We start from the raw sequence: 26,957 nt of genomic DNA, 5'->3' as shown, positions 1-26,957 counted from the left end.
TTTAATTTTTTTTTCACTTTTTTGTTTATTTATGTATTAATATAAGGATTTTTTTCTAATGCAAGTATTAAAATGTCCTCTATTTTTTTTATTGAATGTATATATAAGTCGGAAAGAATATTCTTGGGTATTTTAGACAACTCTCTTTTATTTCCATAAGGTATTAATACTGTTTTAACACCTCCTCGATGAGCAGCTATTAATTTTTCTTTTAATCCACCTATGTTTAATACTCTTCCTTGTAAAGTTATTTCTCCTGTCATTGCAATATTTGATTTTACAGGATTGTTAGTTAAACACGATACTATTGCTGTACACATAGTAATACCGGCGCTTGGTCCGTCTTTAGGAGTAGCTCCTTCAGGTACATGTATATGAATATCTTTTTTAATATAAAAATTTTTTTGTATATTTAGTTTTTGAGCTTGTGATCGAACCACTGTTAGAGCTGTTTGTATAGATTCTTGCATGACTTTTCCAAGAGAACCCGTATGTATGAGTTTTCCTTTACCTGGTATACTAGTACATTCAATAGTTAATAAATCACCACCCATTTCTGTCCACGCTAAACCAATTACTTGTCCAATTTGATTTGTTTTGTTGATTTTTCCATATGTATATTTTTTAATACCTAAATAATTTTTTAAATTTTTTTTATTAATAATAACAGAAACGCAATTTTTATTTAATAAAATTTTTTTTACAGATTTTCTACAAATTTTCGAGATCGCCCTTTCTAGAGATCTTACTCCTGATTCTCTAGTATAATATCTGATTATATTTATTAAAGCTGGATCTTGAATAGATAATTCTGTTTTTTTTAAGGCGTTTGCTTTCATTTGTTTAGGTTGTAAATATTTTTTAGCAATGTGTGTTTTTTCTTCTTCAGTATATCCTGATAACCTTATTATTTCCATTCGATCTAATAAAGGAGTAGGTATATTCATTGAATTAGCAGTAGCAATAAACATAACCTCCGATAAATCGTAATCTATTTCTAAATAATGATCATTAAATGAAATATTTTGTTCGGGATCTAAAACTTCTAATAAAGCAGCAGCAGGATCTATTCGTATATCGAAAGCCATTTTATCTATTTCATCTAATAAAAATAAGGGATTTTTAACTCCTGATTTAGTTATTTTTTGCATTAATTTTCCAGGCATAGATCCTATGTATGTTCGTCTATGTCCTCTTATTTCTGCTTCGTCTCTTATTCCTCCTAAAGCCATTCGAATATATTTTCTTCCTGTTGCTCTAGCAATAGATTTACCTAAGGACGTTTTTCCAATACCTGGAGGACCTACAAAACATAGAATTGGTCCTTTAATCTTTCTAGTTCGATTTTGTACCGCTAAATATTCTAAAATATTTTCTTTTACGTCATTTAACCCAAAATGATCAATATTTAAAATTTTGTGAGCAGTATTAAGATTTTTTTTTAATTTACTCTTTTTATTCCATGGAATTTGTATCATCCATTCTACATAATTTCTTACTACTGTAGCCTCTGCTGACATGGATGACATTGTTTTTAATTTTTTAAATTCTGATCGTGTTTTTTTATCTGCTTCTTTTGGCATTTTAGCTAAATTAATTTTTTTGTTTAGTTTTTCATTTTCATCAATATATGAATCGGAATGACCTAATTCTTTTTGAATTGCTTTCATTTGTTCTGTTAAAAAATATTCTCTTTGATTTTTTTCTGTTTGTTTTTTAATTCTATTTTGAATACGTTTTTCTATTTTCAATAAATCAATTTCTGATTCCATCATACCGATTAAAAATTCTAAACGTTTATTAGTATGGAATGTTTCTAACAGTGATTGTTTATCTTGTATTTTTAAAGGAATATAATATGCTAACATATCACTTAATTTTTCTATGTTATTTATTTTTTTTAATAAATCCAGTGTTTCTGGTGATATTTTTTTATTAAATTGTATATATTTTTTGAATTGATTAATTGTAGTTTTAATTAATACTTTTTTGTCCTTTTCTTTTATTTGAATTGGTTTAATATATTTTATATTTGCTACTTGATAAGTATCGTATTTTTCTATTTTTTTTATCTTAGCTCTTTTTTTACCTTTAATGATTATTTTAATAGTTCCATCTGGTAAATTGAGAATTTGTAAAATTTTTGCTACAGTTCCAACGTTAAATAAATCATTTTTTTTGGGATTTTCAACAGAAGAGTCTTTTTGTGTTATCAATAGTATTTTTTTGTCATTCTGCATGGAAAAATTTATGCATTTTATTGATTTTTTTCGACCTATAAATAAAGGAGTAACCATATACGGATAGATTACAATATCTCGCAAAGGAAGTATTGGAATACTAATATTTTCAGAAAACTCAGAATTCATATATATATTCTCTCTTTCAGTATTTTAAATACATACAAAATTTATAAATTGTATATTTTATTTGGGATATTAGTAAATAGAATGTATTTTTAATATAAATACTTTTCTACTGACAGTAGACTACCATGTTATTTGATTTTATTTAATTTTTTTTCTAAAAAAGATAATTTAGGAGTGTTTTTTCCTTTAACAACTGATGCATCAATATATATACCTTTTATATTTTTTATTTTTGGTGCTTGATACATTACATTTAATAAAAGAGATTCTAAAATTGAGCGCAAACCTCTTGCTCCTGTTTTTTTTTTTATGGATTGTTTTGCAATTTCTTTTAAAGCAGAATTATCAAATTTAAGTTCAATATTATCTAAAGAAAATAATTTTTTATATTGTTTTATTAATGCATTTTTAGGTTTGCAAAGAACTTTTATTAAATCTTTTTCGGTTAAGCTATCAAGTTCTACTATAATGGGTAATCTTCCAATAAATTCAGGTATTAATCCATATTTAATAAGATCTTTCGGTTGTGTTGATATTTTAGGTTTATTTTTATTAGAAATAATTTTTTTTATTTTTTTTTTAAATCCAATAGTAGATGTACTATCAATGCGATTATATATAATTTTTTTTAGTCCGAAAAAGGATCCTCCGCAAATAAATAAAATTTTTGAAGTATCAATTTTCCAAGTTTCTTGTTGCGGGTGTTTTCGTGTTCCTTTTACAGGAACAGAAGCAATTGTTCCTTCTATTATTTTTAGCAAGGCTTGTTGAACACCTTCTCCAGATACATCGCGGGTTATAGAAATATTTTCTGATTTTTTGGTGATTTTATCAATTTCATCAATATATATGATTCCTTTTTCTGCTTCATGTATTTCGTAATTACTATTTTCAATTAATTTTCTTAAAATATTTTCGACGTCTTCTCCTACATATCCCGCTTCTGTCAGTGAAGTAGCATCTGCAATAGCAAATGGTATATTTAGATATTTTGCTAATGTTTCAGCGATTAGTGTTTTTCCTGTACCAGTAGGTCCGATTAATAAAACATTACTTTTTTCTAATTTAATTATATTGTTATCATTATTGAGTATATAGTTTAATTTTTTATAATGATTATATACCGCTACTGAAATTATTTTTTTAGCTTTTTTTTGTCCGATAATAAATTGATCTAAATATTTTTTTATATCACTGGGTTTAGGTAATGGAATTGTTTTGTTTTTTTTTTGTGATTTTTTTGTATTTAAAATATCATAACATAATACAACACATTGATTACAAATGTGTCCAGATAGACCGCTTATCATCTTTTCTGTTTCTTGTTCTTTTTTTTTACAAAATGAACAAAATATATAATTTTGATTATTAATTGTATTATTCATATTTTTCTTTATTGTCAGTTATTATATGATTTTACGTAAATTTTATTTTTTTTTTTTTAAAATTAAGTCAATAAGACCATATTTAATTGCTTCTTTTGGAGAAAAAAAATAATCACGTTCTATGTCTTGTGTTATTTTTTCAATAGATTGTTGTGTATGATAAGATAATAAACAATTTATTGTTTTTTTTATTTTTTTTATTTCTCGAGCGTGGATTATAATGTCTGATGCTTGGCCTTGGAATCCACCAAGAGGTTGATGTAACATAATTCTAGCGTTCGGTAAACAAAATCTTTTTCCTTTTTTTCCAGCACATAATAATATTGCTGCCATAGAACATGCTTGTCCTAAGCAAATTGTATTAATATCTGGTTTAACAAATTGCATAGTATCATAAATAGATAAACCAGATGTTATTATTCCTCCTGGAGAATTAATATATAAAAAAATATCTTTTTTTTTGTTTTCTGATTCCAAAAATAATATTTGGGATATAACAATACTAGCTAAACTATCATTTATAGCTCCAGTTATGAAAATAATTCTATCTTTTAGTAATCGTGAAAAAATATCATATGAGCGTTCTCCTTGATAACTTTTATCAATAACAAAAGGTATTAAAGATATATCATGATGTTTTTTTTTATTTTTTTCATTAAATTTCATATGTAATCCTTATTTTAGGAAATAGTTATATTTTTGTATAAATGTTATTTTTTTTTTATTAATATAAAAATAGATGTATGAGCGTATATAAATAATTAATTATTAAATATATATAATTATTTGTTTATTTGAAAACAATGATTAAAAATTTTTATATTATTGAATAATAATGAAATATTTATAAATTTATATATTTATATATACAAAATATAAATATATAATTATTCATAATTTTAATGTAAATTACAATATTATTGATTAAAGAATTATATATAACACTATAATAATATATTTGAATATATGAATTAAAACAATAATGATTATTATGTATTTTATTTTCTTTAAATTAATATATTAGTAATTTTTGAAAAAACACGATATGATTTTTTTTTAAAAATACTGTATATAGTACATTACATATATTTATATAATAAATTGAATTTAATCAATTATTTTTTATATTGTATATGCATGGTATTAACGACAATGTTAGGTTTTTTTTTTTTTTCCATTGATAAGTTTTATAGGTATTTAATTGTATTGCATAGATTTTTTGCGGAATATACTTAAAAAGTAGGTTGTATATAGTTTTATGTTGATAATATAAAGATAATTCATTGAATTCATAAGCAGATACAGTAATAAAAAAATGTTTTAAATTTTTTTGATTAGTTTTATGTATATTGCTAATATTTTTTATTTTTAAATAGACAATATGTAATTTAGATTTTATTTTTTTTTCAATGATTTTTTTCATGATGATCTATTTTATTGGATTACTATGTTATAGTAAAATTATAATTTTAATTGTTTTTTTAACTAAATTTTTTAGTATTTATTGAACATACTATTTTGATATTTATTAGTTTTGTAAAAGTAGATTTTATTTTATAGATACAATGTTTATAAATATTAAAAATTTTCATATTAAATAAATAAATGTATTTATATGTTTTATATTAGTATATTGATACTATCAATATTTGATGTTCATAAAAGTATTATATATAGAAAAATACATTTTATTTTTAATATACAATATAATTGTAATGGCTGTCAATTTAGAATTATTAAACTTTTTTATTATTACTTACTTTAACTGAAGTATTAAAAATTTTTATAATATATATTTTTTTTGTTTTATTTACTTTTTAGTTTGTATTGCAATGATAATAAATAAATGTATCGTATTATATAGGTTTAAAATTATGAAAATATTTAATAAATATAATATCTTTAAAATTTTAACCATGTTTTTTATTGGTTTTTTATCTTTATTGTTATTTTATTTAAGTAAAAATATACATGTTTGTGCTTCTGGATATATTTTAAAAAATGAATTACAGTTAGCATTATTGGTTTTTAGGGTTATGTTGATTATTGTGGTTCCTGTGATTTTTTTGATTATAATAATTGCTTTTTACTATCGTCAATCTAATATTTTTTCGGATTATACACCTGATTGGTCTCATTCGTATTTATTTGAAACTGTATGCTGGTTAGTTCCAATTGCTATTATACTTTTCTTAGCAAATTTATCTTGGTTAACTACACATAAATTAGATCCTAGTAAACCTTTGAGAGTAAATTTTAATAAACCTATCACTATTGAAGTAATTTCCTTTAATTGGCGTTGGTTATTTATTTACCCATATTATAAAATAGCTACTTTTAATGAAATATCTTTTCCTAAAAATTTTCCCATACATTTTAAAATGACTTCACAGTCTATTATGAACTCTTTTTTTATCCCTCATTTAGGTAGTCAAATTTATACTATGGCAGGAATGCAAACAGATTTATATCTAATAGCTAATGCTAGTGGTGTATATAAAGGTATTTCATCTAATTATAGTGGGTTTGGTTTTTCTGATATGAAATTTAAAGTTTATGTACAAAATAATATTCAGGATTTTAATGCATGGATCAAAAAAGTACGATCACATCACCGTATGTTTTTTTTTAAAGAACAATTTTTATGCTTATCGCGTAATAATATGAAAAACTATACGCAGTATTTTTCGTATGTAGATCCTTTTTTATTTTATAAAATAAAAAATATCTTTAATCAATTACATAAGTAGTGATTGTTAAGGTTTTTATTAATAAAAATAATTGATGTTGTATATATTTTATATTTGAAGGTAAATAATAATGTTTGGAAAATTAACTATTCATGCTATACCTATTCATGAACCAATTATTATGATTACATGTATTGCAATTGTTTTGTTTTTGGTAACTATATGTATGTATATTACATATTTAAAAAAGTGGAGTTATTTATGGAATCAATGGTTTACTTCAGTTGATCATAAAAAAATTGCTGTTATGTATTTTGTATTAGCTTTTATTATGTTTTTTAGGGGTTTTTCGGATGCTATAATGATGCGTCTACAACAATTTTTTTCTTCTTTACCAAATCATGTAAGTATTTTTCCTGCTAATCATTATGATCAAATATTTACAGCTCATGGTGTAATTATGATTTTTTTTGTCGCTATGCCATTAGTTATTGGATTAATGAATTTTGTTGTTCCTTTGCAAATCGGTGCAAGAGATTTAGCTTTTCCTTTTTTAAATAATCTAAGTTTTTGGTTAACAGCTAGTTCAGTGATTTTAATGATGTTATCTTTAGGAATTGGTGAATTTGCTAAGACCGGTTGGTTAGGTTATCCTCCTTTATCAGGAATTGAATATAGTCCAGGAGTAGGTGTAGATTACTGGATTTGGATTTTACAAATTTCAGGTCTTGGTACTATTTTAACAGCGATTAATTTTATAGTAACAATTATTAATTTTCGTGCTCCGGGAATGACAATGTTTAAATTACCAGTTTTTACTTGGACAGCACTATGTACTAATATTCTTATACTGATATCTTTTCCAGTTTTATTTATTACGTTGACATTTTTATCATTAGATCGATATGCTGGTTTTCACTTTTTTACTAATGATATGGGTGGAAATATGATGATGTATGTTAATTTAATATGGATATGGGGACATCCAGAAGTTTATATATTGATATTACCAATATTTGGTGTTTTTTCAGAAATTGTATCTACATTTTCTAGAAAATCTTTGTTTGGTTATGTTTCTTTAATATGGGCTACTATTGTTATTACGATTTTATCTTTTTTAGTATGGTTGCATCATTTTTTTACTATGGGTTCAGGAGCTGATGTAAATTCTTTTTTTAGTATTACTACTATGATCATTGCTGTTCCTACTGGAGTAAAAATATTTAACTGGTTATTTACTATGTATCGTGGCCGGATTCAATTTCATTCTTCTATGCTGTGGACAATAGGATTTTTAATTAGTTTTACCATTGGAGGTATGGCAGGAGTATTGTTGTCAATACCATCAATAGATTTTGTATTTCATAATAGTTTGTTCTTAGTAGCTCACTTTCATAATGTTATTATAGGGGGTGTTGTTTTTGGTTGTTTTGCCGGTATAACTTATTGGTTTCCTAAAATTTTTGGTTTTAAATTAAATGAATATTGGGGTAAAGTTTCTTTTGTTTTTTGGATTGTTGGTTTTTTTGTAGCATTTATTCCTTTATATATATTAGGATGTATGGGTATGACGCGTAGATTGAGTCAAAATATTGATAATGAATATCATTTTTTGTTAACAATTTCAACTATAGGTGCGTTTATAATTTTATTAGGTGTTGTGTGTCAGTTAATTCAACTGTTTGTATCTATTAAGAATCGACATTCTTGTGAGTATAAAGATATTAATGGAGATCCTTGGAATGGAAGAACATTAGAGTGGTCTATTCCATCTCCTCCTCCTGTATATAATTTTTCTAGTATACCTATTATTAAAAAAATAGATAACTTTTGGTACGAAAAATATGAAAACAAAAGTTGTATTAAAAAAAATGTTTCTAAATCTATTCATATGCCGAATAATACCTATATGGGTATAGTTATTAGCATGTTTACTACAATATTAGGTTTTTCTATGGTATGGCATATTTGGTGGTTAGTGTTGTTTTCATTGATTAGTGTTTTTTTTAGCATTTTTTATATGTCTTTTAAAATAGATAAAGGATATATTATTTCAAAAAATATGCTTCTTGATGTAGAAAAATAAGTTTTTAATTAGTGACTTTTATATAGAAAAAACATGAATTTTATATAGGGATTACAAGTGAACAAAAAAAAAAGAAATATTTCATATTTTTCATTAGAAAATAAAAATATTTTTGGTATGTGGATTTATTTAATGAGTGATTGTATTATTTTTTCAATATTATTTATTGTACATATCATAATGTCGCGACACGGATACAATGATTTTTTAAAAGAAAATAATTTATTTTCTAGACCTATGATTTTTTTAGAAACATTTGTTTTATTATGTAGTTCTTTTTTTTGTAGTTTAACAAAACATTTTTTGAAAAAATGTTCAAAAAAATATGTTGTGATTTCTTTGTTATCTACTCTAGTTTTAGGAAGTATTTTTTTAGGTTTGGAAGTTTTAGAGTTTTTGCAGATTCTAGAAAAAGGTTTTTATCCTATTTCTAATGGTTATTTATCTTCTTTTTTTGTTGTTTTGGGGGCACATAGTTTACATATTATATTAGGATTGTTATGGATATTAGTTTTGATTAGTCAAATTTTTGTTTTTGGTTTTTCTAGTTTTGTAAATACTTCGGTAATTTGTTTTTGTTTGTTTTGGCATTTTTTAGATATTATATGGACAATATTAATTGCGTGTGTATATTTAAAATAATAAATCAAAGATATTTGATATTAACAAGGTATTAATAATGTTTACAAAAACGAAAGATAATTTTATGAAAAAAATCATGTTTTTTATAAAAAAAAAATTTTTTTTTGGTTTTTTATTGTCTTCTTTTTTTGCAGGGATATATTGTTTTGTTTTAACTAAATTTTTTTCTTCTTATTATCATTACAAACATTTTTGTTTTTTGTTGGTTAGCGCACAAGTTTTTTTTTATTTTAGATATTTTTTAGGTATGCGTTTTTTAAAAAAAAATATTTTTATTATATCATCTCTAATATTTATGAGTATAATTATTAGTATTATTACTATAGGATCTTTATGGATTTTCGATCATTTAAATCATTAATATTAAAATTTTTTTTTTTTATAAAAAAATACAAGATAACACAAATATTTGAATTAATAAAACCGGGGATTATTTTAGGTAATATAATTAGTTTGTCGGGTGGTTTTTTTTTAGCTTCTCGTGGAGAATTATTAAAAATATTATTTTTAAAAGTAATATTAGGAATGATTTGTATAATTTCTTCATCGTGTATTTTTAATAATATTATTGATAGAAAGCTAGATAAAAAAATGAATCGCACAAAAAACCGGATTTTATGTATTCATGCTAGTAATGAACTGTTGTTTATTTTATTCATGCTAGCTCTGTTTTTGTGTTGTCTTGGTTTATATATATTTTTTAAATATATAAGTTTTTTATGTACGATTATATCAATAGTAGGAATATTTTTTTATGTAATTCTTTATTCTTTATGGTTAAAAAAAAAATCATGTTATTCTGTATTGATAGGTAGTATATCCGGTTCCTTGCCACCAATTATAGGTTATGTATCTGTAAGTAATACATTTGACAGATGTTGTATGATTTTATTTTTTATGTTTGTTTTTTGGCAAATAGCTCATGCTTGTTCTATTTTATTATACCGATATAAAGATTATACAAATGCAAATATTCCTACTATTCCAAAGATATATGGTATTAAATATACGAAATTATGTATATCTGTTTGTATTACGAGTGTTTTTTTATTAAATTTATTGTTGTATTATTTTGATTATATATTTTTTTCAAGTTGTTTACATATAAACATATGCGTTTTTTGTTGGTTATTATTTTCTTTTATGAACGAGAATTATTTTTTTTCTCATAAAAAATGGTCTCGAATTATGTTTTTTTTATCTATTTTTATAATTTTTTTTATTAGTATTGTTTTATCTTTAAATTTTGTTAATGGATATTTTTCAAAAACAGTTGCTGTTGGCTGGTAATCCAGATATTTGACTAGCATATTTCATGAATCCTTTTGGAAAAAGGATAAATAAATCTTGACTAGTCAAAAATATGTTTTTTTTTTTCATATATGTTAACAACATTCTAGTTGAAGGTGTAATATTATATTTTTTATAAAAATCTCGCATACAAAAAATAATATTCCAGTGATTTGTATTTAAATTGATTTTTAATTTATTTGCAATAGATTGTGCAAATTTTTTATTCCATTTTTTCATTTTAGTTTCTCACATAATAAATAAAGCATTTAATTTAATTAATATATTTAGAATAGGTATGAATAATACTATAAGATTTTTTAGTGATTTATATTAAGACATACGTTCTATATGGTTATGATTATTTATTGAAATTTTTTTTTGAAAATTTTTATTTATAAAAATTGATAATAGTTAAATTTTTATAATACATAGAAAATTTTTGTAACTAGTGAATCTAAAATTTAATATATAAATTTTTATTGTTTTTAACTTTTTTTATTTTTATATTTTTAGGTATATTTGATGTTATTTTTTTCATTGATAATTTTATCTAAAACACCGTTGATAAATTTATGACTTTTACTTGATCCAAATATTTTTGCTAATTCTATTCCTTCATTAATAATTACCTTGTATGGGATATCTGTTCTTTGTATAATTTCATGAGCAGATAATCTCAATATAGACTGTTCAATAGGATCTACTCTGATGTTTTTTTGAGATATATGTAATTTAATAACATTATCTAAATCATGAACATTTCTAATAACTCCAAAAACTACTTCACTACAATACTGTGTATCTAACAAACAATTTTTATTTTGATGAATGACATATTTTATGATTTCTGATATAACCGTATTTTTAGAAATTTGCCAGGCGTAAATCGCTTGAATTGCTAATTCTCTTGCTTTTCTTCTTTTTAAAGGAATCATAATGAATTTCTCTGTAATTTTTTAAATATTTTTTTTGATTATTTTTGTAAATATAAAAATAATTAATATTATATTTTGTATATTTGTATTCTATAATAGAGATCATTAATTTTATAATTTTATTTTAAATTAAATATTTCTATAAAAAGGTTGTATATAATTCTTTTTATGTTATAATATTAAAAATTGATAGCGGGGTGGAGCAGTCAGGTAGCTCGTCGGGCTCATAACCCGAAGGTCGTTGGTTCAAATCCAATTCCCGCAACCATAATTTTTAATTATAAATTTAATTATAAAAATTTTTATTTAATCTGTAATATATTTTTTTTGATTTCTTATCATAAATTTTATCGTACGTATATTAGCGTATAGAGTAACTTTTTTTTTTGCTCGGGTAATAGCGGTATAAAATAATTCTTTTGATAATATTGAATAAAAATTATTAGGAATAATAATTTGAACAGAAGAATACTCTGATCCTTGAGACTTATGTATAGTGATGCACCATGCAGTATCATAATCTAAAAGTATATATGGATCAATTATATGAATTTTTTGATTTGGAAGAATAAAATATACTTTTATTTTTTTTTTTATGAACAAACATATTCCAATATTTCCATTCATTAATCCTAGAGAAATATTATTTTTTTTGATTAATAATGGTTTTCCATGATAAAAAAAATTTTTTTTTTGATTTTTTTTTTGTTTTTCATAAAAAAAACATTTGTCTAGATATTCATTTATTTTTTTTGTCCCATAAATTCCTTTTTTTATTGCACATAGGATTTGATATTTATTAAATTTTTGAATTATTTTTTTAGGATCAGAATTTTTTTTAAGAAATTGTATATATTTTTCATAATATTTTTTTATTTTATATAGCATATTAAAATATTCGGATGGTTTTTTTAATGATTTCCATATAATATCTGAATATTTTTTATTATAGAAATTTAATATACTATAATATTTTTTTTTTTCTAACAAGTGAATAAGAGCGGCGAGTTTTGAATTTTTAATAAATCTATATTTTTTTGTTAAAATAGCAATATATTGTTTTTTTTTTACTTGATTATTTATATTATTAAATTTATTCAACTGTACATTTTTAAAAGATTTTTGATGTTCAGTATTACATATTTCTTTTAAAACAAATCCGTTTTCTACGGGAGGTAATTGATTAATATCTCCTACAAATATTATTTTTGTTTTTTTTTTTATATTAGTAATGATAATATCCATCATGTTTAAATCTATCATAGAGCATTCATCTATAATCAATACATCTAATTTTTTATAAGGTTTTATATAATTATGATTGCACTGATTAGTTTCTTTTTGAACATTAAATAAACTATGAATAGTTACTCCTATTTTAGGATATGATAATTTTTCACATTTATTCATGTTTTTTTTATTTAAAATATAATATATTGATTGAGTTAATCTAGCAGCAGCTTTTCCTGTTGATGCTGATAACTGAATATTAATTTTTTTTTTGGTACTTTTAATTAAAATTAAAACTAAATATGCTAATATACTGGTTTTTCCTGTTCCTGGTCCTCCAATAATAAAACATATCTTGTTTAATAATGCTGTTTGAATCGCTATAACTTGACTGTCATCAATTTTTTTTGGACAGATTTTTTTTATTAGTTTTATGTATTTTTTTAGATTTGTAGTATTAAATTTTAAACTTTGATGATAAATAAATTCAAATATTTTGGTTTTAGAATACCAATATTTATATATATATAAATATTTTCTTTCTAAAACTAAAGGGGTTTTGCGCACTCCGTTACTACATAAGTTACTATCAATAACAATATCAAACCAGTTCTGATTGTCTTCAATTACCAATTGAAATAATTTAAAAAATAAATCGTTTTTTTTTGAAAATGATTTATTTTTTTGGAATATCTTTATTGGTATACATGTATGCCCAGAATGTAGTGATTGACTTAAAAATAACAGTACTAATATCACTTCTGGTGCAGTATTTAAAAAGTTTTCATGAAAACAAAAATAAAAGTTTATACAAAAAATTTTATTGTTAATTTTTGCTTTATTGATTATTCTAAAAAATTTCTTTTTATTTTGAGATATCATATAAAATTTCCGTGTAATAATTTATCTAAGTTATGTATTAATGGATAATTAGGTTTGATAAAATAAACTTTAGAATCGTTTTTTTCATCAAAAGCTCTTAAAAATAAATAGAACATTCCTCCAAAATGGATTTTATAGTTGTAATCTTTGATTGTTAATTTTAAATAACGATGCATTGCTAAACTATATAACTGATATTGTATATCATAACGATATTTAATTATTTCATTTTGAAAATTTTTATGAGTATAATAAGCATGATTAGGTCCTAACCAATTGGATTTATAATCAATAATATAGTATTTTTTATTCCATAAAAAAATAAAATCTATGATTCCAGTAAGTATACCCGAGATATTTTCAAATTTAATATTTGTACATTTTTTTGATAATGGATCAAAATTTTTAATAATATAATTTAATTTTTCTATATCAATGTTTTTTTTTATCGGTAAGGTGAAACGAACTTCTTTTTGATATTCTGTAGTTTTTAACTGATTTAAAATTAAATAATTTTTGTATAATGGTTTTGATATAAAGTTACATATCCAAGTATATAATTTATTAATCCATGTTTCAGACAATAATAAATAATTTAATCGGTTAAGAGTTTTTTTTATGGTTTTTTTTTTGGTAAAATTTATTTTTTTAAAAATATTATGTAGGTAAGATCCATATTCTTTTCCTCTAGGAAATTTATGAATGTTATTTTTACAAGATATATATTGATTGTTTTTTAATAAAGACGTTTTTTTTTGAAAAACAGGTAAAATGCGATGACTACTGTTAAGTAAATTTTTGTTTATGATTTTAGAAAAACTAATTTTATTCCAAGAATTGATTGCATTTTTAAATAATTTTAAGTATACAATATCATTTTTTTGTATGACTTTTTTTTTATAAACCGTTCCTTTTATTTTACATGTATATTTTATTTGAAAAATTTCAGGATCTTGTATACTATACAATTCTTTTTTTAGCTCATCTAAATTGGTTTTTTTTCCTTTTTGTATTAAAAAACCTATACTACTATTATGGAAATTTGTATAGTTTTTATGATTGATGTTAATTTTTTTTTTTCTAGAAATTACTGCTATACCTATAGTACAATGTACTATGCTTCTGGTTATAGCTACATATAATAAACGGAGATCTTCAGATAATGTGTTTTTTAAGGATACAGAATTGTTTTTTAGTGTCTGTAACTTGCTAAAAAAAGGAATCCATATTACCGGATATTCTAATCCTTTTGATTTATATATTGTGATTATTTTAACAGATTCCGCATAATTTGCTCTATTTGTTGTTTCAGTATAAATAATTTCACTGTTTTCCACACTCTTCTGCGAAATTTTTTTTTTTAACCATTCAACTAATAAAAATTTATTTGTGATATCTTGGTTTTTGTCTTCTAGAATTTTACATATAGTAGTAATATTTTGTATGTTAATATTATTTTTACATATATACATATTTCTTTCTAATAAATTAAAATCAATTATTATTTTTGCAATCATTTTTGAAATATTTATAGTATTCCATATTAAGTAATATTTTTTTAATTTTTGTAGCAAAAGAAAATATATAGATTTTTGATTATTAATTAACTGAATATTAGGTATACTTATATTAAATATTTTTGTCATTAATAATTTTTTAAATTTCAATGTATCAGATAAATTAATTATTGCATCCATAATTAACATTAATTCTCGTGCTTCTGTAGTATGAAAAATGTTTTTTTTACGAGAAGTATAAATAGAACTAATTTTTTTTTTGTGCAGTTCTTTTTTAATTAAATTAGCTTCATATTTATTTTTTACTAAAACAGCTATATCGTTAGGTTGAATACGGCGTTTTTTTTGATTTTTTAGTTTGATCAGTGACGTTTTATTAAATTTATCTGATAACCAATTATAAATGGAGTTAGCGCATTCTTTTGAAATCCACGAATAATATTCATTAGTTGTTATTTCAACATCATATTTTACAATAAAATTAAACGCTGGTTGTTTGATTTTATTAACTGAAAAATAAATTTTTTTATTTTTTGAATATGATGATGAATTATGAAAATCAATATTTTTCCATATAAATGGTTTTTTTACACGAGAAAATAAATTATTAATTCCAGTTACTATGTTTGTAGATGAACGAAAATTTTTTTTTAAAATAAAATGTTTATTTATTTTTTTTTTGATTTTTAAATACAAAAATATATTTGCTCCACGGAAACCATATATAGATTGTTTAGGATCTCCAAATAAAATCAGTGATTTATTATGTACGTTATTATATAGTTTGTAAAATATATTAAATTGAGTGTTATCTATATCTTGACATTCATCAATTATAGTAATTGTATTTTTTTTGATGATGTTTTTTTTTATTATAGATGATTTTAGTGTAATTTGTTTTAACATGATTTTATTTAAATCATCGAATTCTAATCCTTTTTTTTCTTTTTTTTTTTTTTGAATTATTTTAGGTATTGTTTTTAGGGCTATAAAAATAAAGTATTTAAAAAATAAATTATAATTTATAAAAATTTTTTCTATTTTTTTAAAGAAAATATATGGAGAATTTTTTTTTAGTAATTGATTTGATAGTATTTTATGAAATTGAATATTTTTTAATATTTTTGGAATTTTATGACGATTTGTGCTTTTTATAGACCATTTATTGATTTGATAAAACCATTTTTTAAGTTTTTTTTGTTTGTTTGTTGTTTTGTTTTGTTCGATATTCATTATCGAATTTTGTATTTTTTTTTTATTTTTTTTCCAAAAATTTTTAGTTTTATTAGTTTTATTTATAATATCATTAAATTTTTTATTTAAATTGGTTTTTTTTGAAAAATTATGATGATTTTTTATGTTTTTTTGATTAAGAAAAATATTTATACAGTCAAATAATTTTTTCGGAGTGGCCCAATTGTTTATCACGAAGTCAGCGATATTTTTGTTTTCTCCGTATACATAATTTCTCCAAAAATCTTCTGTAGCTTCTAATTGTATTTTTTCTATGTTTTCAAGTATCTTTTTAGGTATTTTTTGATTACATAAAAATTTTTGCTCATGTAATGTATTTAAAAAAAAACTATGTAATGTATATATCATGATCGAATTAATATTTTTTTTTGCATATTTTAATAATTGAGTAGTTTTTTTTATGTCTTGAATATCTTTAATGATATCGATTAATTCATGTTTTTTTTTGCTACCGTTAATACAATAAAAATGTAATTGACAAATTTTTTTGTATAATCTTTTTTTTAAATCATTTTTTGATGCTTCCGTGAATGTAACTACTAATATTTCATAAATAGATAACGGTCTGTTGTACGTTTTTTTTATGCCAATATTTAAAAGTAAACGTAGATATAGAATAATAATAGAAGATGTTTTTCCGGTTCCTGCAGATGCTTCTATTAAAGTAATACCGTAATTAGGTATTTTTTTCATGTCTAAAGAAGTATATTTCATTTTTTTTAGTTAATAAGTTTATATTAATATAATACTTTTATTTTAAATGATATTTTTTAATATTAGAATTTTTAAATAGAGGGAACAACCAATATTTACATGTATTACAGATTTTTTTCATTATCGTAATATTTAGGTATGGAATTAATTTTTGGATATAAGTGTTTTTTTTTTCACCTAAAAAGAATGAATTTCCATTCCATGTTTTTAAAAAATTTTTTTTGGCAACATCATAAACACCGACATCAGTAGCTAACAAACGATCTTTTGGAATGTATAATGATTGTAACCATGTAATTCCAGAGTTTAATATTAAAATAGGTTTTTTGATGCCATCTAAGTATCCCTGAATATATTTTTTTAAGTATTTTTTAGCTTTATTCTTTTTTAAGGGTAAAAAATTTATACTTGAATTATTTAATCCTAATAATACGCTTTTTTTACATGAATATGATGTACAATAAATTATGTGTTCTATCCATGTTGCAATTATAGTTTTATAATTAATTTTGTTAGCAGACCATTTAATTAGACCGGATGTATTAATTTCTTTTATAATTCCTGATAACTTATATTTTTTTATTTTTATACTGATGTTTATTTTGATAGGGGATTTTCTTAAAGCATTAATTTTTTTTGCCAAGATATTTATTTTTTTTTCTTGTTTTTTCCACAAAAATTTTCCAACGCGTCCATGTGGAATTTTATTTTGTAATTTTAGTTTTTTATATAAAAAATTAGTTTTTTGCTTTAGAATTTTTTTTTTTAAAATTTTTTTATTAATAAAATATTTATTTAAAGGATTGATAGAAAACAATTCATCTTCTGGTAGTATTTGTATAGTGTTGTTTATTTTTGGTATTTTTAATGTTTTTTTGAAATAATATTGAATTGGGTTTTTCCAAAAATTTATTAATTTTTTAATTGAAATAGTTTTTTTGGTGATGATTTTTATTTTTTTATAGTTATTGAAAAAAAATTTTTTGTGTAAAAAATATTTTTTTTTTTGGTTTGCAAAATATACATTATTTATTGTGTGTTTATGTTTGATATAAACTTTATTAATATATTTTTTTTTTTTTTTAGTACATACTTTCTTGTTTATGTAAAAAAATCTTTTTAGATAAAATATGATATCCAAGATATATTTTGATGCATAAGATATTTTTTCTGCAGTTGTTATTTTAACAAAACTACAAAAAAAATATTTTTGAGTAGACATGATGGTTTCAAAAAAAATATTTTTATTATTCTCAAGTATTTTTTTTTTAGAAAGGTTTAATAAATCTGTTTTTTTTAGAGGAGGAGTGCTTCCCTGTACGCACCCTAGAACACAAATCATTTTAAACGGAATAGTTCTTATATCTTTTAGATTTACAACGTTGATTTTTCCAGTAAAAAACGCATTATATTTAAATAATAAATAATTATTTTTAAAAAAAATATCTGTTAAAATGTCAATAGATATTTTTTTTGAGTAATTCATAACAATTCCTTCAGAGATGATATTTTTCCATTTTTTTTCTAGAATAAAAAAGAATTTTTTGTATTCAAGGGGTACAGAAAAAAAATCATTTATTATTTTTTTTAAAATATGAAACCAATTTTTTAATACTTTTTTACGTGATAATTTTTTTCTTAGTTGATTTAACTTAATGACTAAATTAATAAAATTACCTAATAGTATATTACTTTTACTACAGGATACACTATACACAGAAACATTATTCCATATTGAATGATTTTTTTGTACTCCATATCCTGTTGTTATTCTATTAATTGCATATTCCCATGAATATGTATTAATTTCAGGAATGGACATGTTGTTGAATTGATGTTTATTAAATCCAAAACGAATATTTAAATTAGATGTAATTGTGTATAGAGTTTTAATATCGCAAGACTTAATAAAAAACTTTTTTCTTAAATATTTTGTATTTAGAAGAGATAAAACCCATGAACACTTAAAACGGTTATTTTTAATTTTAAATAAATTTTTTATAGTTAAAATTATTTTTTTTTTTGTTTTGTTTTTTTTCGAGGTATTATGAATTAGAGAATTATTCTTTTTTGTAGAATTAAATATATTTTTAATATAAAAAATGTAGGATTTTATATTATCTGCTGTAATTAAAATGTTATTTAGTGTTATTTTTTTGTCAATATTTAATATATATATTATATATTTGTATAATTCTTGAATTTCTTGTAAATATGAATTACATTGATTTATAGAAAGATAATGATGATTTTTATGGTATATTGTTCTTGGTAAATTAGTTTCTATTGAATTATTAAATATATCGTATTGTAATGTATATAAAATATTATTTTTATATATTTTTTGATAAAAAAAATTTTTTTTATAATATAAGAATTTTTTATTTTTTTTTTTTTTTGATGAAACAATTTTTTTATTTAAAAAATTGGTTGATAGATTTGTGTATCTTTTTTTTTTAAGTGAGTACTGTAATAAATATATTGAAGTGACATTTTGAATGACATATAAAATTATCTTAATAAACGGATTAATGGATGTATTTGAAAATATAAATATTTTTTTCGGTATCAATTTTAAAAAATAGGATTTATTCATATTACTTTTAAATTTTTTTATACTTTCAGTAAAACTGTTTATTCCTAAAATTTTTGCTTGTTGTATTACAACACCCCATAATTTTTTTTGCCATGTGTTTTTTTTTTTCCAAATATTATTTTTTATTTCTTTTTCCCAAGTATAAATTAAATCTGGTTGAAAAAAAATATATTCAATAAAAATATTAGCCATATATGAACAAAATTCATAATTACAGTATTGAACACTGTTTTCTTTTAAAAAGATGCAATCTTCTTTTTTGCTAACAATAGACATTAAAATCCATTTTAAATATTTTGCTTCAAATATGTTAGGTATTTTTTTTTTAAAGTTATAATCTGATTTTTTTATTAAATTAACAAAAAATTTAGAAATTTCTATATATTGTGTGTTCATACAAACTGTTAATTTTTTAGATACTTGTACTTCCAGCCATTTTTGTATATAAGTATTATTAATTAAAATAGTTTTTTTTTTAAGATTTTTTTCTCAGATTGTACTTTTTTACATAGTTTTTTTACTAAAAAATTCATTTGATTGGATTGATATATTTTTAACATAGTAATTTATAATATTCTTAGTAATATGATTTTTGTAGCGTAGAAATATGTTGTTCTACGCTATGTTATTTTAAATTTTATGTGTATTACTTTTTTTTCTTTCTACGATATTTGTATCACTGATTTTTAATATTTTATTTATTTTTTTATATAAATAAATATCCATTTTTGGGTATGGAATAGTGATGTTATGTTCATCTAAAGCTTTTTTAAAATTTAGCATTAAATCAGAATATACAGAATTTAATTCTTTTGTATGACACCAGCATTTTACTACAAATTTTAATGAAGAAGGTGAAAATTCGTTCAATCCAACAAAATTACCTGGATGCTTTAAAACACGTTCTTCTTTATCGATAACTGCTTGTAATACTGAAATTACTAGATCTGCATCTGAATCATAAGCAACGTTTATTACAAATTGATTTCTTCGTATTGGTTCACGAGAATAATTGATAATATTACCAGCAACAATTTTTCCGTTAGGTATAATTATAATTTTTCCATCAAGTGTTTTTAAAGTTGTATAAAAAACATGTACATGTAATACTGTTCCAGAAGCATTCCCTAAACTCACATATTCACTGGTTCTGAGAGGTCTTAAAAGAATTAACAAGACACCAGCAGCAAAATTTGATAGAGATCCCTGTAGGGCTAATCCTACAGCCATACCCGATGCTCCTATTATAGCAATTATAGATTTTGTTTGCACACCGATCTGACCTAAAGCAATGATGCCTGTAAAAGTAATAACTATATAACGTGCTAAAGTAGATAAAAAACCAGAAACAGTGTTATCTATATGACGCGCAGAAAATAATTTGAGAGCTCCGTTGGCAAGAAATTGACTAAAAAAAAAACCAATAATCATTATAATAATTGCAAAAAATAAATTTGTTATATAAGATACAAACATTTGTTTATTTAATAAAAAACATAAACCAATGTTATTTATGTGATTTATTACATGGAATGCTTCTATTATTTTTTTTATAGCAAAAATTTTTTTGCGCATTTTTATTGTACTAGAGAGTATTAAAAATAAATATTTTTGTTGAATATTAAAAAATGATAATTAACTTATATATCTTATTAATTTAAAATTATTGATTTTATAATATATTGTTTTAAAAAATATTCAACAATACTATATATTTATTTTAAATGATAAAAATTATATATCATCATATCATGATTTTAGATTTTAACAATAAGAATATATATTTATTGTCATTTATAATTTTTCAAAAGAATTTAGTAGTTTAAACATTTTTTCTAAATATTTGTTTAAATTATTTTGTGCTTTTCTTAGCCATACTCTAGGATCGTAATATTTTTTGTTTGGTTTATCAGCTCCAAAGGAGTTTCCTAATTGACTATGTAAATATTGTTTATTAGTACAATAAAAATCTAAAACACCTTTCCAATAATTCCATTGTATATCTGTATCAATATTAAATTTTACAACTCCATAATCAATAGACTTTTTAATGTTATTGATTTTTGTTCCAGATCCTCCATGAAAAACAAAATTTAACGGATTATACGGTAATTTTTTTTTTTTGCTGACGTATGTTTGTGCTTTTTTTAAAATAGAAGGTTTTAATAATATATTGCCAGGTTGATATACTCCGTGTACATTTCCAAATGCTGCAGCAATAATAAAATTATTACTAATTTTAGTTAATTTATTAAAAGTATAATAAATATCTTTAGTATCAGTATATAATAGTTTTTTATTTATATGAAGATTATTTACACCATCTTCTTCTCCTCCAGTACAACCCAATTCTATTTCTAACATCATATCAAGTTTAGTTATTTTTCTTAAATATTGAGATGAAATAGTTATATTTTTTTTTATTGATTCTTTAGATAAATCAATCATATGTGAAGAAAATAATGGACGTTTATTTTTTTTAAAAAACTTTTCTCCTTCTCTAATTAAACCGTTAATCCATGCAAGATTATTAATATCACAGTGATCAGTGTGTAATATAACTGGTATTTTATAATATTTAGCTAATAAATGAATATGCTGTGCTCCTGAAATAGCGCCAATTATAGCATTGGAGTGATTTTTATTATTATTTAATCCCAATCCACTGATAAAAGAAGCTCCTCCATACGAAAACTGAATAATTATTGGAGATTGCGTTTTTGCAGCAGATTCTAATACACTATTCATTGAATCAGTACTAATACAATTTACAGCCGGTATAGCAAATTTATGTTTTTTAGCTAATGAAAAAATAATTTGTGTTTCTTTGGAATTTAGTACGCCTGGTTTGATGTAGTCTAAAATTTTACACATAATTTTTCCTATTTAATACAATATTATCATTAATATGCTTTATTAAAAATACTATCAACTTTGTAGTTTATTGGTTTTTTAGTTTTTCTAAAATAGGTAAAGTTTTATTTTCTATAAATTCTAAAAAAGCACCTCCTCCTGTAGAAATATAAGAAATTTTGTTTTTTAAGTTAAATAAATCAATAACCGCAATAGTATCTCCTCCTCCGGCAATAGAAAAAGCATTACTATTTGCAATAGATTGTGCAATTTTTTGAGTTCCTTTTCTAAAGTTTGGAAATTCAAATACTCCCATAGGACCATTCCAAATTATTGTTTTAGCTTGTTGAATTGTTTTTATATAATTTTGAATAGTTTTTTCGCCTATATCTAAGATTTCTTCATAAGGCATAATGTTAGAGACTGATTTTTTTTGCGCTTTTGAAGTTATTGAATATGATGTACTAACTAAAGAATCTATTGGTAAAAATATTTTTTTTGTTTTATATAGTTGTTTTGCTTTTTCTTGAAAATCTTTTTCATATAACGATTTTCCTACTGAATAAAATGTAGAGATAAATGTATTGGCTATTCCTCCTCCTACTAACATATTGTCTGTAATTTTTAGTAATGAGCTTAATAATTTAAATTTTGTAGATACTTTAGCTCCACCGATTACTGTAGTTATAGGGTGTTTTGATTTATCGAATATGCGTTTTAATGTTGTTATTTCTGAATATAATAATGGACCAATGCACGATTTTTTTACGAAATCACAAATTCCATATGTAGAAGATTCTATTCTATGAGCAGTAGCAAAAGCATCCATTATAAAAACATCACATAAATTAGCATATTTTTGAGATAATTCCTCGTTGTTTTGTGTTTCTCCTTGATTAAATCGAACATTTTCTAGTACTGTAATTTGATTAGATTTTAACGATATTCCTTGTAAATAATTTTGTAAAAAAATCATGTTTATTCCAGATAATTTTTTTTGTAAATATTTAAAAACAGGAAACAAAGAAAAATTTTTAGTGCATTGACCTTCTTTTGGTCTACCTAAATGGGAAGCTATTATTATTTTAGCATTTTTTTTTAATGCTAAGTTTATTGTTGGAATTGCTCGATCAATTCTTTCGCTAGAAGTAATTTTTCCTTCGTGTAAAGGAACATTTAAATCTAATCTAATGAATACTCTTTTATTTTTTAAATCAACATCTTGCATATGTAACATATTATTTTTCCATTTGTTTATTTATGTATTTTTTGATTATATAAATATTGATATTTGTAATTATTTATTTATTTAGTACATATGATTTTTTGATTTTTTTTATTTGTTGTTTTGATTGTATTAAATAAATATAGTTTTTAATATAATCTTCTTATATATATAAAAATTATTTATTTAGGTGATAAACATGTTTAATAGACACTTTAAAAATATAAATTATATTTAAGTAATTACTAATGTAGTGTTGTTTTTTTTTGAAAATTATATGTATTTAATTGTTATTTTTATTTTTTTTGAAAATAAAAATAATAAATAATTTTTAGTTAATTAACATGTTTTAAAAATTTACAACATGGTTAGTATTACACATATAAGGTTTATATAAAATATTTATTTTATATAATATTAAAGATATATGCATAATTTTATTTTTTAGTGAATTTTAATAATTTATTCGTTTAGAAATATAGTTTTTACATTTTTTTAGAAAATACTTTATTTTATAATGTAGTTCATATTAGTAATAATTACTATAAGTATTTTATTAAATTATTAATTTTTATAGTATAATAAAATTATTAATCTTAACAAAGTAATGAGCTTGTTATTTATTAGTTAATTTAATGTAATTTTTATAATAATTTAATTATATTAAATAAATAATAACATATTAATTATATTTAATAAGATATATATAATAATATAGCTATATGGGTATAAAATTTTTGTTGTTTATTACATAAATTTGCATAATTGAGAACAATAATTATGAAAAAATTGGTTGGTTTTGTTGGTTGGAGAGGAATGGTTGGTTCAGTTTTATTAGATAGTTTACAAAAAAATAATGATTTTGTTGGATTTCATTCAGTATTTTTTACAACATCACAATTTTATGGAATTCCTCCACAAGTTACAAATAACACTTCGGAGCGTCTAGAAGATGCATATAACATTGAATGTTTAATAACTTTGGATATCATTATCTCATGTCAAGGTGAAAAATATACAACTCAAATTTATTCAAAATTAAGAACGATTGGTTGGAAAGGGTATTGGATTGATGCATCTTCTTGTTTAAGAATGCATCAAGACTCTATCATTGTTTTAGATCCAGTTAATTTAAAATCCATTCAGTTAGGCATAGAAAAAGGAATTAAAACATTTGTAGGCGGAAACTGTACAGTGAGTCTGATGTTGATGGCTCTTGGTGGTTTGTTTAAAAGTCATCTTATTGATTGGATTTCTGTATCTACCTATCAATCAGTATCTGGTAGTGGTTCAAGAGGTATGTTGGATTTGATCAAACAAATAGAATATGTATATAAGAATATTTCTCCACACCTTCCTTTATCAAAATCAATTTTGAGTATAGAAAAAATATTTACTGAATCCTTAAACGATATGTATCTTTCTAAAGATAATCTAAAAACTCCATTATTAGGAAATTTAATTCCATGGATTGATATACTAATGAACAACGGACAAACTAAAGAAGAATGGAAGGGATCTGCGGAAACTAATAAGATATTAAATTCTAAAAAAAATATTTTAATTGATGGTACATGTGTTCGAGTACCAGTTCTACGCTGTCATAGTCAATCTTTTACAGTTAAATTGAATCGTGATATTTCAGTTCGAGAATTTGAATTGTTGATTTCATCTCATAATCCATGGGTAAAAGTAATTGATAATAATTTTGATTCTACCGTTGACCAACTAAACCCCTTACGAGTTTCAGGCACATTAGACATCCCTGTGGGAAGAATTAAAAAATTAAATATTGGAAAAAAATATTTTTCTGCTTTTTCGGTTGGTGATCAATTATTATGGGGAGCCGCTGAACCTTTACGTCGTATATTAAATATTTTGATAAAATCATTATAAATAAATCTATAATATTAAATATTAATATATTTTTTATTTGGTATGAACTTTGATTAAATATGTATATGGAATTTTATTGAATGAAATCGATAACAACTTGTGTTTCATGAATCTACAAAATAAAATAATATCTGTATTACTAAATTTATCATCTGTTAGTACTAGAATTTTCTGACCTTTTTTTAAAGTTCTTATCTTTTTTCTTAACATCATTATTACTTCTGGACATCGTAATTTCAATAAATCTACTATAATTGGCATGACTTATACCTTTTAATATTCAGGTTTTACTTAGAAAATATATTTTAATAAAAATTTCTTATTTTTAATTGTATTTTTTATATATAAGATAATTTAGATGCATTAATTATGATATTTATAAATATATTGTTTTAAATTAAAATTATAGATAATGTTTTTAAATGCATCCATATTATTTTTTTATGATTATGTTGTAAACATAGTTCTATTTTTTTTAGTAATTTCAATGCTAATGAGATTTTTTTAAGTGTAGTTGTTTTCATTATGGAATATATAGGTAATTTCATTATTTTTTTTTTATACAATGAAAAAAAAATATAGTTTTTTTTCATAAAAATTTTATTTTTTTGAAACAAAAGTATATATACTAATGTTTTAAAAGAATTAATTAAGATAGTAATATCGTATTTTTGTTTTTTTAATATATGTAATTTTTTAATGGCTTGATTTTGTTTAAAATTTACAATGGACTTCATCCAATCATAGTATCTAAGTTTTTGTGTTTTTTTGTAATAATTATATAATTTTTTATATGTGATTTTTATATTTGGATATAGTAAAAGCATATTTTCTAGTAAGTTTGCAAAAAAATTTATATTGATGTAGAATTTTTTTAATAAAAAATTTTTTGCAGACAAACTAATTTCAGTGTTGTTTCTTTTTATTTTTTTTTTTATCCAGTGATTAATATTGTTAATATAAGAAAAAGAGTTATTAATCAATATAATATAATTATCTGTATAATTATGAAAAAAATTATTACATAAAAAATTATATTTTAGTTTAGGAAAACAAAAAATTTTAATAACTTTATTATTAGATAAGTTTTCTATTTTATTCATATTAATTTTTAAAATTGTAGATATATTAGAATCATAAATAGTTATATTAAAAATATGTGTAGTAAAAAATAAATCTTGTTGTTTTATTTGATTACAAATATGTTCCCAATCAGTATGATGATTAATTATTATATTAGTTTTTTTATATTTTTTTTTTTTATTGATATACTTATATATAATATCTTGAGTTTCTTTAATAAAAATATATTTAGATTCCAAAATAATATATGTTTTTGTTTTTTTTTTATTAATAGTTTTTTTTAAATTCATAGTATTTGTAAGCATGG

At 21.9% G+C, this 26,957-nt stretch carries 20 protein-coding genes, 1 tRNA gene and 1 pseudogene; 7 read left to right on the top strand and 15 right to left on the bottom strand.

Going from position 1 to position 26,957, the window contains the following annotated elements; genetic code table 11:
* Positions 1 to 29: 29 nt before the first annotated feature.
* From lon to BUCIPSTX3056_RS01525, 4 genes are all read right to left on the bottom strand, one after another.
* Complete coding sequence (lon, locus tag BUCIPSTX3056_RS01540; RefSeq protein WP_075474850.1) at positions 30 to 2,369, bottom strand: endopeptidase La; 2,340 nt, start codon at positions 2,367 to 2,369, stop codon at positions 30 to 32.
* A gap of 128 nt (positions 2,370 to 2,497) precedes the next feature.
* Entirely contained in the window at positions 2,498 to 3,754 is a 1,257-nt protein-coding gene (gene clpX, locus BUCIPSTX3056_RS01535) for an ATP-dependent Clp protease ATP-binding subunit ClpX (protein WP_075474849.1), read from the bottom strand.
* A gap of 42 nt (positions 3,755 to 3,796) precedes the next feature.
* Positions 3,797 to 4,420 (bottom strand): ATP-dependent Clp protease proteolytic subunit, encoded by a 624-nt coding sequence (locus BUCIPSTX3056_RS01530; RefSeq protein WP_075474848.1) that lies wholly within the window; start codon positions 4,418 to 4,420, stop codon positions 3,797 to 3,799.
* 445 nt (positions 4,421 to 4,865) lie between these two features.
* Entirely contained in the window at positions 4,866 to 5,177 is a 312-nt protein-coding gene (locus BUCIPSTX3056_RS01525) for a BolA/IbaG family iron-sulfur metabolism protein (protein WP_075474847.1), read from the bottom strand.
* 451 nt (positions 5,178 to 5,628) lie between these two features.
* Between BUCIPSTX3056_RS01525 and cyoA the strand changes: the two genes are divergently transcribed.
* The 5 genes from cyoA to BUCIPSTX3056_RS01500 all read left to right on the top strand — a co-directional run bounded on the left by cyoA (position 5,629) and on the right by BUCIPSTX3056_RS01500 (position 10,462).
* Positions 5,629 to 6,504: a ubiquinol oxidase subunit II gene (gene cyoA, locus BUCIPSTX3056_RS01520; protein WP_075474846.1), complete on the top strand. Its 876-nt coding sequence runs from the start codon at positions 5,629 to 5,631 to the stop codon at positions 6,502 to 6,504.
* A gap of 70 nt (positions 6,505 to 6,574) precedes the next feature.
* Complete coding sequence (cyoB, locus tag BUCIPSTX3056_RS01515; protein ID WP_075474845.1) at positions 6,575 to 8,530, top strand: cytochrome o ubiquinol oxidase subunit I; 1,956 nt, start codon at positions 6,575 to 6,577, stop codon at positions 8,528 to 8,530.
* Positions 8,531 to 8,587: 57 nt separating this feature from the next.
* Positions 8,588 to 9,172, top strand: a complete 585-nt coding sequence (locus BUCIPSTX3056_RS01510) for a cytochrome c oxidase subunit 3 (protein WP_082253734.1) — start codon at positions 8,588 to 8,590, stop codon at positions 9,170 to 9,172.
* 37 nt (positions 9,173 to 9,209) lie between these two features.
* The gene (locus BUCIPSTX3056_RS01505) at positions 9,210 to 9,533 is read left to right on the top strand and encodes a hypothetical protein (protein WP_075474844.1); all 324 of its coding nucleotides are present in this window, start codon (positions 9,210 to 9,212) and stop codon (positions 9,531 to 9,533) included.
* The gene (locus BUCIPSTX3056_RS01500; protein WP_075474843.1) at positions 9,506 to 10,462 is read left to right on the top strand and encodes a protoheme IX farnesyltransferase; all 957 of its coding nucleotides are present in this window, start codon (positions 9,506 to 9,508) and stop codon (positions 10,460 to 10,462) included. Before BUCIPSTX3056_RS01505 ends, BUCIPSTX3056_RS01500 begins: the two co-directional genes overlap by 28 nt.
* Here the strand turns inward: BUCIPSTX3056_RS01500 and BUCIPSTX3056_RS01495 are convergent.
* A complete protein-coding gene (locus BUCIPSTX3056_RS01495) occupies positions 10,436 to 10,702 on the bottom strand; it encodes a TusE/DsrC/DsvC family sulfur relay protein (RefSeq protein WP_075474842.1) in 267 nt (88 codons plus the stop codon). The two genes, BUCIPSTX3056_RS01500 and BUCIPSTX3056_RS01495, sit on opposite strands and share 27 nt — an antisense overlap.
* Positions 10,703 to 10,974: 272 nt before the next feature.
* Complete coding sequence (nusB, locus tag BUCIPSTX3056_RS01490) at positions 10,975 to 11,400, bottom strand: transcription antitermination factor NusB (RefSeq protein WP_075474841.1); 426 nt, start codon at positions 11,398 to 11,400, stop codon at positions 10,975 to 10,977.
* A 191-nt stretch (positions 11,401 to 11,591) separates the two neighbouring features.
* On the opposite strand from nusB, the gene BUCIPSTX3056_RS01485 reads away from it, so the two are divergent.
* Positions 11,592 to 11,668, top strand: a tRNA-Met gene (locus BUCIPSTX3056_RS01485).
* 38 nt (positions 11,669 to 11,706) lie between these two features.
* Here the strand turns inward: BUCIPSTX3056_RS01485 and recD are convergent.
* The 7 genes and pseudogenes from recD to BUCIPSTX3056_RS01455 form a co-directional block, all read right to left on the bottom strand.
* Positions 11,707 to 13,512, bottom strand: a complete 1,806-nt coding sequence (gene recD, locus BUCIPSTX3056_RS01480) for an exodeoxyribonuclease V subunit alpha (protein WP_075474840.1) — start codon at positions 13,510 to 13,512, stop codon at positions 11,707 to 11,709.
* Positions 13,509 to 16,997, bottom strand: a complete 3,489-nt coding sequence (gene recB / locus BUCIPSTX3056_RS01475; protein WP_075474839.1) for an exodeoxyribonuclease V subunit beta — start codon at positions 16,995 to 16,997, stop codon at positions 13,509 to 13,511. The genes recD and recB overlap by 4 nt, the downstream gene beginning before the upstream one ends.
* Positions 16,998 to 17,034: 37 nt before the next feature.
* A complete protein-coding gene (locus tag BUCIPSTX3056_RS02105) occupies positions 17,035 to 18,219 on the bottom strand; it encodes a hypothetical protein (RefSeq protein ID WP_331712099.1) in 1,185 nt (394 codons plus the stop codon).
* Positions 18,220 to 19,398: 1,179 nt separating this feature from the next.
* Positions 19,399 to 20,061: pseudogene (locus BUCIPSTX3056_RS02115) on the bottom strand (exodeoxyribonuclease V subunit gamma); the annotation flags it as partial.
* A 162-nt stretch (positions 20,062 to 20,223) separates the two neighbouring features.
* Entirely contained in the window at positions 20,224 to 21,135 is a 912-nt protein-coding gene (gene mscS, locus BUCIPSTX3056_RS01465) for a small-conductance mechanosensitive channel MscS (RefSeq protein WP_082253745.1), read from the bottom strand.
* A gap of 252 nt (positions 21,136 to 21,387) precedes the next feature.
* On the bottom strand, positions 21,388 to 22,467 hold the full coding sequence (fbaA, locus tag BUCIPSTX3056_RS01460) for a class II fructose-bisphosphate aldolase (RefSeq protein WP_075474836.1): 1,080 nt from the start codon (positions 22,465 to 22,467) through the stop codon (positions 21,388 to 21,390).
* Between the two features lie 67 nt (positions 22,468 to 22,534).
* On the bottom strand, positions 22,535 to 23,683 hold the full coding sequence (locus BUCIPSTX3056_RS01455) for a phosphoglycerate kinase (protein ID WP_075474835.1): 1,149 nt from the start codon (positions 23,681 to 23,683) through the stop codon (positions 22,535 to 22,537).
* A 768-nt stretch (positions 23,684 to 24,451) separates the two neighbouring features.
* Here BUCIPSTX3056_RS01455 and asd point away from each other — a divergent pair.
* The gene (asd, locus tag BUCIPSTX3056_RS01450; protein WP_075474834.1) at positions 24,452 to 25,567 is read left to right on the top strand and encodes an aspartate-semialdehyde dehydrogenase; all 1,116 of its coding nucleotides are present in this window, start codon (positions 24,452 to 24,454) and stop codon (positions 25,565 to 25,567) included.
* A 33-nt stretch (positions 25,568 to 25,600) separates the two neighbouring features.
* On the opposite strand, the gene tusA is transcribed toward asd, so the two are convergent.
* Together tusA and BUCIPSTX3056_RS01440 are read right to left on the bottom strand one after the other, a co-directional pair.
* Complete coding sequence (gene tusA, locus BUCIPSTX3056_RS01445) at positions 25,601 to 25,828, bottom strand: sulfurtransferase TusA (RefSeq protein WP_075474833.1); 228 nt, start codon at positions 25,826 to 25,828, stop codon at positions 25,601 to 25,603.
* A 131-nt stretch (positions 25,829 to 25,959) separates the two neighbouring features.
* Positions 25,960 to 26,955, bottom strand: a complete 996-nt coding sequence (locus BUCIPSTX3056_RS01440; RefSeq protein WP_154021613.1) for a hypothetical protein — start codon at positions 26,953 to 26,955, stop codon at positions 25,960 to 25,962.
* Between the last annotated feature and the right edge of the window lie 2 nt (positions 26,956 to 26,957).

The organism is Buchnera aphidicola (Cinara pseudotaxifoliae) (assembly GCF_900128595.1).
Taxonomy (GTDB): Bacteria; Pseudomonadota; Gammaproteobacteria; order Enterobacterales; family Enterobacteriaceae; genus Buchnera_F; species Buchnera_F aphidicola_J.
The sequence above is the reverse complement of the archived record's forward strand: the minus strand, read 5'-3'. Positions and strand labels throughout refer to the sequence as shown.